The organism is Paenibacillus sp. NPDC101420 (assembly GCF_050277435.1).
Taxonomy (GTDB): Bacteria; Bacillota; Bacilli; order Paenibacillales; family Paenibacillaceae; genus Paenibacillus_AQ.
Map to the genome: position 1 here is coordinate 646,001 of NZ_JBNNSE010000001.1, position 12,574 is coordinate 658,574.

Annotated in this window: 11 protein-coding genes; 5 read left to right on the plus strand and 6 right to left on the minus strand. The window is 43.9% G+C overall.

The window, feature by feature from the left end; translation table 11 throughout:
* The first annotated feature begins 174 nt into the window (after positions 1-174).
* Together ACQKMP_RS03015 and ACQKMP_RS03020 are read left to right on the plus strand one after the other, a co-directional pair.
* Entirely contained in the window at positions 175-423 is a 249-nt protein-coding gene (locus ACQKMP_RS03015; RefSeq protein ID WP_076299475.1) for a hypothetical protein, read from the plus strand.
* Positions 424-502: 79 nt separating this feature from the next.
* Positions 503-1,180 (plus strand): DUF1796 family putative cysteine peptidase, encoded by a 678-nt coding sequence (locus ACQKMP_RS03020; protein WP_427468793.1) that lies wholly within the window; start codon positions 503-505, stop codon positions 1,178-1,180.
* 37 nt (positions 1,181-1,217) lie between these two features.
* Here ACQKMP_RS03020 and ACQKMP_RS03025 read toward each other — a convergent pair whose 3' ends face one another.
* Both ACQKMP_RS03025 and ACQKMP_RS03030 read right to left on the minus strand, forming a co-directional pair.
* On the minus strand, positions 1,218-1,532 hold the full coding sequence (locus ACQKMP_RS03025) for a hypothetical protein (RefSeq protein WP_427468794.1): 315 nt from the start codon (positions 1,530-1,532) through the stop codon (positions 1,218-1,220).
* Positions 1,533-1,800: 268 nt separating this feature from the next.
* A complete protein-coding gene (locus tag ACQKMP_RS03030; RefSeq protein WP_427468795.1) occupies positions 1,801-2,697 on the minus strand; it encodes an SDR family oxidoreductase in 897 nt (298 codons plus the stop codon).
* A 551-nt stretch (positions 2,698-3,248) separates the two neighbouring features.
* On the opposite strand from ACQKMP_RS03030, the gene ACQKMP_RS03035 reads away from it, so the two are divergent.
* A complete protein-coding gene (locus ACQKMP_RS03035) occupies positions 3,249-3,440 on the plus strand; it encodes a DUF6199 family natural product biosynthesis protein (RefSeq protein WP_042187270.1) in 192 nt (63 codons plus the stop codon).
* A 1-nt stretch (position 3,441) separates the two neighbouring features.
* Here ACQKMP_RS03035 and ACQKMP_RS03040 read toward each other — a convergent pair whose 3' ends face one another.
* Both ACQKMP_RS03040 and ACQKMP_RS03045 read right to left on the minus strand, forming a co-directional pair.
* Complete coding sequence (locus tag ACQKMP_RS03040; RefSeq protein ID WP_427468796.1) at positions 3,442-5,037, minus strand: helix-turn-helix domain-containing protein; 1,596 nt, start codon at positions 5,035-5,037, stop codon at positions 3,442-3,444.
* A gap of 115 nt (positions 5,038-5,152) precedes the next feature.
* Positions 5,153-6,172, minus strand: a complete 1,020-nt coding sequence (locus ACQKMP_RS03045) for an ABC transporter substrate-binding protein (RefSeq protein WP_427468797.1) — start codon at positions 6,170-6,172, stop codon at positions 5,153-5,155.
* A gap of 232 nt (positions 6,173-6,404) precedes the next feature.
* Here ACQKMP_RS03045 and ACQKMP_RS03050 point away from each other — a divergent pair, with 232 nt between their 5' ends.
* Positions 6,405-7,460, plus strand: coding sequence for a LacI family DNA-binding transcriptional regulator (locus ACQKMP_RS03050; protein ID WP_042187264.1), 1,056 nt, complete (start codon positions 6,405-6,407; stop codon positions 7,458-7,460).
* 183 nt (positions 7,461-7,643) lie between these two features.
* On the plus strand, positions 7,644-10,079 hold the full coding sequence (locus ACQKMP_RS03055) for a GH36-type glycosyl hydrolase domain-containing protein (RefSeq protein WP_427468798.1): 2,436 nt from the start codon (positions 7,644-7,646) through the stop codon (positions 10,077-10,079).
* A gap of 87 nt (positions 10,080-10,166) precedes the next feature.
* Here the strand turns inward: ACQKMP_RS03055 and ACQKMP_RS03060 are convergent, their stop codons facing one another.
* Both ACQKMP_RS03060 and ACQKMP_RS03065 read right to left on the minus strand, forming a co-directional pair.
* A complete protein-coding gene (locus ACQKMP_RS03060; protein WP_042187261.1) occupies positions 10,167-10,475 on the minus strand; it encodes a hypothetical protein in 309 nt (102 codons plus the stop codon).
* A 121-nt stretch (positions 10,476-10,596) separates the two neighbouring features.
* Positions 10,597-12,561, minus strand: a complete 1,965-nt coding sequence (locus tag ACQKMP_RS03065; protein ID WP_427468799.1) for a glycoside hydrolase family 127 protein — start codon at positions 12,559-12,561, stop codon at positions 10,597-10,599.
* Positions 12,562-12,574: the final 13 nt, after the last annotated feature.

The window sequence follows — 12,574 nt, forward strand, 5'->3', positions numbered from 1 at the left end:
TACGCTATTCGAACATCCATAAATTTACTTTATTGTATTCTGAAAACCTGAATTAAACAAGTGTAACTCTTTAATTCCCACCGCTGATCAAAATAGCACTCCGCTTCTGTTTAGCACATTACAATCTATTGTGCATTTTATATAGAGAAGCTTAATAGAAAGGGGTGGATCAGAATGGCAACTCGTCAACCTGATTTGGTATTGATCACTTGGAGCAGAAATCCTTTGGTTCGTGGCTCTGCACGTAGGATTATCTCTGTCCGCATCATTGGAAATGCTGAGCCTTGTCGACCTAGCTTAAGACCCAACGGGCTACTTGACACCGCCTTAGCTTGTTTATTAGATAATGACATTGGTTTTAAAGTTGTGTTTCGTAAAAAAACTTCAAGGATTAGCGGCTATTTGCTGTTACAACGCCATTAATATTTTCAGAGGGCAGCTAAGTTGCTGCTCTTTTTTAACGTTGAATAGAACCTGAATCTGATCGAAATTAGGTGAGTCCATGAACTTACAAGATGTAAAGAAGAGCTATGATTTAATCGTAAACTTAGGTATGTCTTGTGCTCCTGCTATAAATATGCAAAGAAATAACTTGAGAACATTCTCCATGCCTCTTGACTGGATGATTTCTTATTCATTAACTGATGTAACCAGACTTTATAAGAATAGATTTCAGAATTTCATGGAGTTCACAAATCTGAAGATGCTCGAAGAGACACATTTTTTTCTAGAGGATGGAGTGCCCGCTTATCCTAATGGAAACAAGAAAGCGTTAGTGAAATCGTATTTTATTCAGGATACCTTTTATAACATTATCTCTGTACATGATTTCCCAATCACTTTGGGTAAACATTGGTCTACGACCTATCCATCTTATAAAGCAAAGCTGGATTTACGAATTAAGAGATTTTGGGACAAATTACTAAGCAGTAAAAAAATTCTATTCATTAGATGGTTCGCCACATACGAACAGGCTGTAGAGCTACAAGCGATTTTGTCTGATATATTAAAGCCGAACGAATTCACTGTCCTTATCCTTTATCCTGTTCGTGAATTAACATCAGTACGAGAAATCCATTGGAATATTAATCATATTTGTGTGTTAGAATTTCCTGATGATATGAACGATTATGATAACTGGGATTATATTTTGAAAGATATACAAGTAACGAGCGATTAATTTATCTCTTATTAAAAAATGACCCTCTCATGGGTCATTAATGTTGACGGCTTCGGTCAATCAAATGATTAATCATTTCTTGCGCAGCAAAAACATATGGATTCAGATATAACCTACTGATACCTACAAATATAGCAATAGGGTTACTGACTCCAAAATCGCTTTGGCTCCAAAGTGATTTTGGATTTGTAAGTTCAGGCTCTACAAGATCATACTTTTCCATCAGCCTTTCCTTTGTGTCACTTTCCATTACAGCTCCGTTTCCTTTATCCGCAAAGACTGCTCCTGATGAAAAACACGCCATGATCAGAACAAAGGAAATGATGAGTGTTGCTAGTTTCTTTTTACGCATAATACAGCTCCTAATTCTTTCTTTGGTCTACACTAAACTCTAAACCTTGTACCAACTCAAATATTTCTCGGGTAATCGCAGGAAATCTATGTATTCGACATTCTTGATCAGTTCTAGATCATATTCTATAAAAATAATGGGATAAAAAGTATTAAATTCTATAATACACCTTTCTTCATATAAAAACAAAAGCACCCCACAGTTAAAATTAGTAGGGTGCTTTAGAATAATTCTCCGTATTTACAATACCAACATCCCACTAAATATTCTATGGGGTTGGAGTTCCGCCATTGGCATTTAGCGTTTCGCCACTAATATAGCTCGATTCCTGGCTAGCAAGAAATACATACGCCGGAGCCATCTCTGCAGGCTGTCCCGGACGACCTAGTGGTGTGCTCGCACCGAACTCCTTCAGCACTTCCTCTGGTTGCCCACCCACCACCTGAAGAGGTGTCCATACGGGACCTGGCGCCACTACATTGACTCGAATCCCCTTATCAGCTACTTGCTGAGCGAGAGATTTACTGAATGTATTGATCGCAGCCTTGGTCGTCGCGTAGTCCAACAGGATGGGCGAAGGGTTATAGGCTTGAATGGAAGAAGTGTTGATGATGGTGCTACCCGGTTGCATATGTTTCACTGCCGCTTTACACAGCCAGAACATAGCATATACGTTCGTTTTAAAGGTATCGTCAAAATGCTTCGTAGTAAGATCAGCAATATCGGGGACGAATTGCTGTTTGCCCGCTACATTGGCTAAAATATCAATCCCACCCAGCTGCTTGACTGCAGTATCGACGAGCTGTTCACAGTACTCCTCGTCCTTAAGATCACCTGGGATGGCGATTGCGGTTCGTCCTGCTTCCTGCACCAGCTTGAGAACCTGCTTTGCATCCTCTTCTTCCTCCGGCATGTAGGATAAGACAACATCTGCGCCTTCACGAGCAAAAGCAATCGCAACAGCTCGGCCTATCCCGCTGTCTGCCCCTGTAACAATCGCTTTTCGTCCAGTCAGACGTCCGGTGCCTTGATAGGTATCTTCACCTGTATCAGGCACGGGATTCATCATCTTCTGAAGCCCCGGCTCTTGTTGCTGCTGTTGAAATTCAGGTCCTGCCTTGGTGTACTGAGTGGTAGGATCTTGCATCGTATATTGGTTAGACATCGATCAATTCCTCCTTTATTTTTAGAAAACCATTTTTTATTTAACGAACTCTTTTTTATGTAAACACAACAGTACACCGCTAAACATACCTCATCGATAGCATAGTCCTGAATATTTCCACAAAAAATACCCCAACTACCTGTTAAGGTAGCTAGGGTATCTCATACTTTAAGTATCATTAATCATTTAATGGCCTTAAATTTCCTCTGATCTGTCTGGAACCGACTCATAACGAGTACGTATTTCACGATTTTTAGCGTAGATGTATAAATCTAAAGCCGCTATTCCTCTACGTGCCAATTTTACTAGCAGAACGAAGAAGTAGATTCCCAAGCCAATTGATATCAACCAAATTAAAAAGAACAAAACACCTACTCCCCCTCCGAAAAAAAGACCTGTGTGTTCCATACGATTTATCCGCTCCTTAAGCAATTTTCATTTTTTATCAGTCTATATTGCATAAGCTTAAATAAATATATGGAAACTCACACATGAATCGGGACACCCTCCATACAGTTTCGCGTATACATTACATAAAGGAGTGATAAATCATGGGCTTTTTTATTTTCCTCTTTGTTCTGTTAGCGCTACTTAACATCTTTTTCCCACGATTCGGATGGTACATGAGATACGGATGGATGGTCAAAGGTGACGTTGAGCCGAGTGAGGCTTATTTATTAATGACCCGCGTCAGCAGTATAGTGGCACTTATTGTCCTCTTTTTTATCTGGTCTAGTTTCTGACTTATCCTAACGCTCTTAATACATCCTCAATCTTACGCTGATGCGACAATACGCCGTAATTCATCCAGGCCATGAAATCCACCTCATATACGCTGCCGTTACGTACAGCAGGTAAGTTGCGCCAGAGTTGTGTATCCAGCAGTTCCCGTCCTCCCCCTTCAAGCTGATCAAAGGTAATAAACAAATGATCCGCAGTCAGATTGGCAAGCTCTTCTTTTGTCAGGTTCACCCGATTCTTTCCACGGGTCAACTTCCGAACCAAGCTATGGGGTTGCAAGCCCAAATCATGATGAAGCACACTTCCTGTATACCCCAAATGCTCACATCCATAAAGAGTGATTCCGTAGACTGAGATTCTTAAACAAGCTATGGTCTGACTATGGACGGAACGGGTAAGCAGCTGCTTGGCTTGCTGTGCCTGATGCTCATAATTGTCGATCACTTCCTGGACACGTTCCGTTCTGCCAAAGACGGCTGCTGCGGAATACAAAGTGGCACGCCAATCCTCTTGATGAACAGGCAGCTTGAACAACGGAGCGATCCGGCTGCACTCCTCCAGATGCCAACGATGAAAGCCATTATCCAGCAAGATCAATTCGGGCGTATACCGGGAGAGCTCCTGCCAATTACGAGTCGAAATATCTACCTCAGGCACATTGTGGAGAGCCAAGTACTCTTGTTTCCCCCACTCGGCGTGAGAATATTGCGCCACAGGCGTAATATCCAGAGCCAATAGATAATCTTCCAAAAAAGGAGCAAACACCCTCAATCCATCCTGATGGAAGCTTCTGTATTGGCCTGGAGTAACACCCACCGATCTTTTAAAACGCCGATTAAAATAATACTCATTACTATATCCGACGGATACCGCGATATCATGCATACGGTCATTCGTCAGCAGTAGCTGCTGCTGTGCTCTTTCGATACGAAGCCCGTTCAAATGCTCCAAGGGAACCCTCCCTGTCACCTCTTTAAATGTTTGTGTGTAACGCGCACGTGTAATACCTGCAACTTCAGCCAACTGATCAACGGTTACGGCTTGGTTATAATGCTCCTCCATATAGTGAATGGAACGCTGTATTGCCTCATGATCACCCGTGACCTGAACGAAAGAGGAATTTGCACGCATGATTAGCAGTAGCAGCTCCTGAAAGCGCGTATGGCCTGCGAACCATTCGATCTCATCTGTGCTTCTACGGCTATGGTAGATAGCCTCTAGCAGTAATTTACATTGTGAAAAGGGTCTACAGCTTAACAAACCAGATCGAAGGAGGTCCTCTTTAGTCCTTCCTTCTATTTCACTCTGCCTGTTTTCCCCGGTTTCGATGATTTCAAAAGTAAGCCGATAAAAGCTAAGCCCCCGCTCCTCGGCATTGATTTTGCTTAATAACCCTGGTTCGAACAAGAACCCATTACCTTTTTCCAGTGGAAACTGCCTCAACTCAGCCTCAACATACCCCTGTCCTTCCGATACAATGAGTAGTGTATGATCCTGAAACACCTCACTCTGTCCGCTTCCTGACAGGGATTGGGTTTCTATATTTATCAAGCTATAGAATAGCTTCCTTCTATTGCTGTCTTGCAAATCTTTTGCCATTCTCCCGCCCCCAATTGAGAACCATTTTCATTCACTTCAGTGTAAAACAAAAAAGAAGGTCTATCAAGGGTGCTGATAGACCTTCTTTTTGCTATTCCTTCAAGGCAGCTGCCATTTATTTCACCATAGCTTCCAGCAGGTCATCAAGCTTCATCGAATTGGCCGTGATGGCACCAGTCTGCCAGTGGGAACGTTCCATTCTATAAACATTCCCGTTCTTCACTGCGGGTAGGCTCTTCCACAGCGGCCCATCAAGAATTTGGATCGCTTCCTGATTCGCTTCAGTATCCCAGCCCCCGTTGTCAGGGAATACGATGATATGATCCGCTTCGAGCTGAGGAATAAGTTCTTCGGAAATAATAGATTGATATTCGGTCATTTCTGCAGCCATAGGCACGGGTGTCAGGCCAAATTGAGAATAAATCACACCGATAAAACGGTTTTTAACACCGAACAAAGCAAAGGTCTTATCCGCTACGTTGAGCCGGATCACTGCTACTTTTTCTTGCCCCAGAGCCTGTTGCAGTTTAGCTTTTCCATCTGCCACTTTCTGATCATACTCGGCGAGCACAGCCTCAGCCTTCTCCGGAATACCGAGCGCATCTGCAATCGCTGTAAGCACTTGTCTTGAGTCCTGCAGCGCCGCCTCAGGGAGACGATACGTTGGTGCTATCTTGGAATATTGTTCATACCTCGCCGCATCCGCGCCTCCGTCCGCAATAATCAAGTCAGGGTCTTTCTCCAACAACGCTTCCAAGCTTCCGGTGATATCAAATTCTGGCACATCGAGATTTAAGTAATCCTGTTTGCCCCAGCTTGGATGATACCACTGAACCACCGGGGTAATCCCCAATGCCTTCAAATAATCTTCAAGGTAAATCCCGGCCACCCGTTTAGGGTTGACTGGAATCTCAACATCTCCGAATTCTCCTGTAATCGTCCGAGTTGCAACCTCTTCCGAAGCATTTCCACTTCCTTCGCTCGGTGTGCTGCTAGCTGAGGTTGATTCCTCTGCATTCTCTGTTTTAGCAACATTATCTTTTGTAGTATTGCTATTCGTTCCGCATGCCGCCAGCGCGGTCAATGCCATAATAAGTACTGCTGACCATAAAAACTTCCGACCCCATCTTACCATTATCCCTTCACTCCAATGCTATATTTTCATTGATTATCATTCTCAATAATCATTATCACAATAGTAGCATGACTTTTATAGCTTTCAATGCACTTTCTCTGCAAAAATCTTATACAAACTATTAACTAGTTTCTTCCCTTCTTCACAAATTTCTTATTATTTACGATTGATTTATACAATGCTATCGCTTACAATAAACTCATAAACGCGCGTTTATGAAAAGAGGGGAAACATGCGCAGCGAAGATATAGCTAAGTTGGCCGGGGTTTCCCGAAGTACGGTATCCCGCGTGATCAACAATTATTCCAACGTCCCTGAAGAGACCCGGGCCAAAGTGCTGCGGGTGATTGAGCAACATCAGTACGAACCGAACAGCTTTGCAAGGGCTTTAGCCGGTAAGAAGACCGATACGATCGGACTCTTCGCCATCAGTATGAATGAGAAGGAGAATACTACCCGAATTTATCAGAACAATTACTTTGCTCCATTCGTTGATGCCGTAGTCGACACCTCGAATGCCCGAGGATGTTATGTACTGATTCATACAGTTTACTCTCCCGACGATTTCATCAAGGTAAAGCAAGCTTTTCTTCAAAAACGGATTGACGGCGGTATCATTGTCGGCACTCAGAAGGATATTAATATCGTCCGAGAAATGGTAGGGCTCGACTCTCCTCTCGTATTAATTGATTATGATATTTCTGAGATTATGTCGGAGCATCTTGACCGCAATCATCTGGCCATTGTGAACTCCAAAGATTACGAGGGCACCACAGAAGCGATTGAATATTTGATCTCTCTGGGTCATCAAGAGATTGGCATCATCTGTGGGCAAATGAATACGTACTCTGGACGAGAGCGTTATACGGCTTATGAAGATACGCTGAAGAAACATGGCCTGCCTGTAAATGAGAGATTTATTCTGAAAGGTGATTTTCTGAAAGAGACTGCTTACGAAGAGGTTAAGAAGCTCCTTGCTTCTGGTGAACCTTTGCCAACGGCCTTCTTCTCCTCCAACGATGATATGGCTATATCAGCGATGGAAGCGTTCTCCGAGCACGGAATCATTGTCCCTGAAGATCTCTCCATGGTTGGATTTGATGACATTCAGCTAGCATCCCGTATTCAGCCTAAGCTGACCTCTGTACGCTTGCCGATCTATGAAATGTCTAAGGCTGCAGTTGAAAAAGTAATCGAGCTGTGTGATTCACAGCAGCCGACGTTTAGCACGATCAGCTTTCCAGCTCGTTTAGTGGAGAGAGATTCCTGTCAACCGCCGAAGAAATAGCTTAAGATCAATCCTTCGCTGAAGAAATCTACATATTTTTCCGTGAAGCTGCTATTTGATTCGGTATCGAAACTACTGCTTTAATTGTCTTGCTTAAAAGCATTGAAAAAACTCCCTTCCCTCGAGGGAATTTTTTCTGAAACTTATAAACGCGCGTTCACAATCGAAAGGAGACTTTCTCACATGAAATTCGGAACCTTTGACGACACTCGAAAAGAGTATGTAATTAACACACCTAAAACCCCTTACCCTTGGATTAACTATCTTGGTAATGAGCAATTTTTCGGACTTATTTCCAATACAGCTGGTGGCTACACCTTCTATAGGGACGCTCGTCTCAGAAGATTGACCCGTTACCGTTATAACAATATCCCACTGGATACCGGCGGCCGCTACTACTATCTTTATGACGATGGTGATTTCTGGACCCCAGGCTGGATGCCAGTAAAACGTGATCTCGACTTCTATGAATGCCGTCACGGTCTTGGCTACACTTCCATTACTGGCGAACGGAACGGAATTTCTGTGAACCAGCTTGCTTTTGTCCCTATGGGTCATAATGCTGAAGTACATCGTCTTGTAGTGAAGAACACGAGCTCTGCTAAAAAATCCGTGAAACTGTTCTCTTTTGCAGAGTTCTGTCTCTGGAATGCACAAGATGATATGACTAACTTCCAACGCAATCTCAGCACCGGTGAGGTTGAAGTGAAGGATTCCGTTATCTATCACAAAACTGAATATCGTGAGCGCAGAAATCACTATGCTTTCTACTCCGTAAATAAAGAAATCGCTGGTTTCGATACTGATCGTGAAGCTTTCGTAGGGATGTACAACGGTCTGGAAAGCCCACAAGCTGTAGTTGCAGGCGAACCTACTAACTCCGTAGCTAGCGGTTGGTCCCCTATCGGATCACACGCACTTAACATTACGCTTGAACCAGGTGAAGAACAAAGCTTCATCTTTGTACTCGGCTACATCGAGAACCCTGAAGAAGATAAATGGGAATCCCTGAATGTAATCAACAAAAAACCAGCAGAAGCTATGATCGCACAATTTGCTACAGATGCTCAAGTAGATGCTGCACTCGCTGCACTTGCTGCTCACTGGGATAACCTGCTGTCTAAATATCAAATCCAAAGCGGCGACGAGAAACTGGATCGCATGGTTAACATCTGGAATCCATATCAATGTATGGTTACCTTCAACATGTCCCGTTCTGCTTCCTACTTTGAATCCGGTATTGGCCGTGGTATGGGCTTCCGTGATTCTAACCAAGACTTGCTCGGATTTGTTCATCAAATTCCTGAACGTGCTAAAGAACGTATTCTCGATATTGCGGCTACACAATTTGAAGATGGCAGTGCCTATCACCAATACCAACCGCTCACTAAAAAAGGGAACAACGAAGTCGGCACCGGCTTTAACGATGATCCGCTTTGGTTGATCCTAGGAACGGCTGCTTACATTAAAGAAACTGGTGATACCTCGATTCTTGATGAGCAGGTTCCTTTTGACAGTGATCCGAATAACACCGCTACGCTGTTTGAGCACTTGAAACGTTCCTTCGAGCATGTAACTAACAATCTCGGACCTCACGGCTTGCCGCTGATCGGGCGCGCAGACTGGAATGACTGCTTGAACCTCAACTGCTTCTCTACTGAGCCAGGTGAATCTTTCCAAACTACTGCCAACATCGAAGGTCGCGTTGCGGAATCTGTATTTATCGCGGGTCTGTTCGTCTTCGTTGGACCGGACTATGCTGAAATCTGCCGGATGCGCGGACTTAACGATGTAGCTGTGGATGCTGAAGCTAAGATTGACAACATGAAAGAAATCACATTGACGCACGGCTTCGATGGCGATTGGTTCCTTCGTGCTTATGATCACTATGGCGACAAGATCGGTTCCAAAGAAAATGAAGAAGGTAAAATCTTCATCGAACCACAAGGGATCTGCGTAATGGCCGGTATCGGTGTGGAAAATGGTCAAGCTGAAAAAGCTCTATCATCCGTACAAGAGCATTTGGATACTAAATACGGTATCGTATTGCAACAGCCACCGTATTCCAAGTACTATCTGAACCTGGGTGAAATTTCTACGTACCCTCCGGGCTACAAAGAAAATGCCGGTATTTTCTGCCATAATAACCCTTGGATCATGATCGCTGAAACTGTACTTGGACATGGCGACAGAGCGTTTGAAATTTACGCAAAAATTGCTCCTGCTTACCTGGAGGATATCAGCGAAATTCACCGCACAGAGCCTTATGTCTACTCCCAAATGATCGCAGGTAAAGATGCCGTTCGTCACGGGGAAGCTAAAAACTCCTGGTTGACTGGTACTGCTGCATGGAACTATGTAGCCATCACTCAATCGATCCTTGGCATCCAAGCGGATTTCAATGGTCTGAAGATCGATCCTTGTATTCCTACTGAATGGGATAGCTTTGAAATCACACGTGTCTTCCGTGGAGATACTTATGTGATTCAAATCAAGAACCCGAACCATGTATCCAAAGGTGTAGTTAGTCTTACCCTGGATGGCACAGCTGTCGAAGGTAACATCATTGCTCCAGTTGGAGACGGTGCAGTACACCACGTAGTTGTAGAACTGGGTTAAAAAAATCCGCTCAACCGTTCACTTGAACGATTGGGCGGATCTATAATTAACGCTGGATGACTCCTGAACTCTTCAGGGGTCTTTTTTTTACCCTTCCACAACATCTGCTCTTAAATCACTCGCAACCTCAAGCATTCTCGGGATCACAGCTTCATTATTTCCAGAAACGTAAATATCCCCTTGATAATGCCTAAATGGGATTGTAGTATCACCAAAGCTCCACATAAAGAAATCTCCCTCAATAGACATCGTAGTGGCGCCTGCTACTGTATAAACTGATGTATAGGTGAAATCAGGTTTGGATGCGAAATACTGCTTGCACTCTTCTAAAGATATGGTTTGTGTTGAACCTCCATCATTTTGCATAGCTCGTGTAATTCGATAACGTTTGCTCATTGTGATGCCTCCAATATTTTCTGTAAAATGATCAGCTACCTTGTCCCGATCAAATATAGCATACAATAAAGCGTAAATCCCAGCTATCCTAAACCTTAAATTACTTTGCCTGTCCCATAACTCACATACTACCTTCCGGAATCCATACCTTCATTTCACCACTGCCACGATTGCCCCACAAGTAATATGGAACAGCTTTGACCTTAACGGATTGAAGGGGTGCTTTCTCTCTGCTGTAAAGTCCACCACTCCAGCTCTCTTGATCAACACACAGTCCATCTGCCTCGACAACAACAGCGCCACCAAGCAAAGTCTCATCAAAAGCCGCCGTAAGTTCACCGTCTTCTTTTAAAGAAATAGAGCTTAAAGGCTCACCATTATCGATACTTTCAAGGCAATACACAAGCGGTCCGCGTTGAATCGTTACTTTTTGAGCATCTGCACGCAAATTGGGATGAGCGTAAATGCGATGTGCCTCCATTGGGTCATTCACTAAGATTATGTCTCCTGCTCTCCACATTCTCCGAATAACGAGGTAGCCCTGCTCGATGTTCTCAGCAGTGTTCAGCGCTTCACCATTGACGCTGATTTCCATTCCTAGACTCCACGATGGAATCCGTAAAGCAATCCCGAACTCCACTTCCTCTTTCGGATTGATCTTCATCGAGACTGTACCTTTCCATGGATAGTTGCACTCTTGCTGAATCGTAACATCCGTTCCACTCAGCTTAGTGTTCAGATTACTTCCAATATACAAATTCGTATAGAGTGTATCGCCATGAACCGTGTAAATATATTGATTGAGCGAAGTAAGTAGACGCGCGACATTCGGAGGGCAGCAGGCGCAGCCAAACCAGCCTTGACGTTCAGACTTCACATGATGTTTCTCCGGGTTGCAACTGCATGCCTGAGGCCATACTTCCAGTGGGTTCACATAAAAATAGTGCTTGCCATCCTGTGCCATCGAGCCCAGTACATTGTTGTAAAGCGCCCGCTCCATGACATCGGCATACCGTGCATCCGGTGATATTCTCAGCATACGCTGTGCAAAAAAGATCAGCCCAATAGAGGCACAAGTCTCTGCGTACACCGAATCGTTTGGCAGATCATAATCGAAGGTGAACGCCTCCCCTCTATGTGTAGAGCCGATCCCGCCTGTAATGTACATTTGCTTGTTCGTAATGTTATTCCACAGCCTCTCGCATGCTTCACGGAGTGATTCATCTCCCGTAATAGCGGCAAGGTCAGCCATAGCAGTATACATATAAACCGCACGTACAGCATGGCCTACAGCCACTTCCTGCTCTCTTACTGGAAGATGACTCTGGTAATATTTTAAATCAAGATTCTCCTTCCGACCTGTGAAAAAATTGATGTTCCCCAGATTATTCCATTGTTCCTTTAAGAAATTAGGCTGTTGACCTCGCTCATTAATAAAAAAGCTGCTGAGCTTCAAATATCGTTCCTCACCTGTCAATCGATACAACTTAACCAGCGCGAGTTCAATCTCCTGATGCCCATCATAGCCCTGCATTTTACCTTCTTCCGGTCCAAACACAGAATCGATATGATCAACCATTCGGCACATGATGTCGAGCAGTTTTCTTTTGCCAGTAGCTTCATAATAAGAAACGGCAGCTTCTATGAAATGTCCAGCACAGTACAGCTCATGACAATCGTTCAAATTGGTCCAGCGTTTACCCGGTTCTTTTATCGTAAAATAAGTATTTAAGTATCCATCTTCCTGCTGCGCCTCGCCAACGAGGTCAATCACTTCATCCGCTTGACGCTCTAGCTCAGGATCACGTGTGATGCTTAAGGAATAACCAACAGCCTCCAGCCACTTAGCCACATCACTATCTTGAAATACCCAGCCGTAAAACTCGCCAGTCTTCCTGCCCGCAGCAATCTCAAAATTAGCAATGGCATGACTGGGTTCAGCTCCCAGTGCTCTATCGTGCAATGCCTCATATTGATAGGGGATAACAACGTTCTGGACCAGCCTAATGTATCCGCCCCAGAAATCATCTTGAATGGTAACAGTTTGATCTTTTACAACTTCTTGATCCTGTATAATTTTGTTCATCTTCATCTTCCCC

Coding starts and splice junctions, on each gene's coding strand:
- ACQKMP_RS03030 (WP_427468795.1), bottom strand. CDS start 2,697: ATGTCTAACCAATATACGATGCAAGATCCTACCACTCAGTACACCAAG.
- ACQKMP_RS03040 (WP_427468796.1), bottom strand. CDS start 5,037: ATGGCAAAAGATTTGCAAGACAGCAATAGAAGGAAGCTATTCTATAGC.
- ACQKMP_RS03060 (WP_042187261.1), bottom strand. CDS start 10,475: ATGAGCAAACGTTATCGAATTACACGAGCTATGCAAAATGATGGAGGT.
- ACQKMP_RS03045 (WP_427468797.1), bottom strand. CDS start 6,172: ATGGTAAGATGGGGTCGGAAGTTTTTATGGTCAGCAGTACTTATTATG.
- ACQKMP_RS03050 (WP_042187264.1), top strand. CDS start 6,405: ATGCGCAGCGAAGATATAGCTAAGTTGGCCGGGGTTTCCCGAAGTACG.
- ACQKMP_RS03025 (WP_427468794.1), bottom strand. CDS start 1,532: ATGCGTAAAAAGAAACTAGCAACACTCATCATTTCCTTTGTTCTGATC.
- ACQKMP_RS03035 (WP_042187270.1), top strand. CDS start 3,249: ATGGGCTTTTTTATTTTCCTCTTTGTTCTGTTAGCGCTACTTAACATC.
- ACQKMP_RS03065 (WP_427468799.1), bottom strand. CDS start 12,561: ATGAACAAAATTATACAGGATCAAGAAGTTGTAAAAGATCAAACTGTT.
- ACQKMP_RS03055 (WP_427468798.1), top strand. CDS start 7,644: ATGAAATTCGGAACCTTTGACGACACTCGAAAAGAGTATGTAATTAAC.
- ACQKMP_RS03020 (WP_427468793.1), top strand. CDS start 503: ATGAACTTACAAGATGTAAAGAAGAGCTATGATTTAATCGTAAACTTA.
- ACQKMP_RS03015 (WP_076299475.1), top strand. CDS start 175: ATGGCAACTCGTCAACCTGATTTGGTATTGATCACTTGGAGCAGAAAT.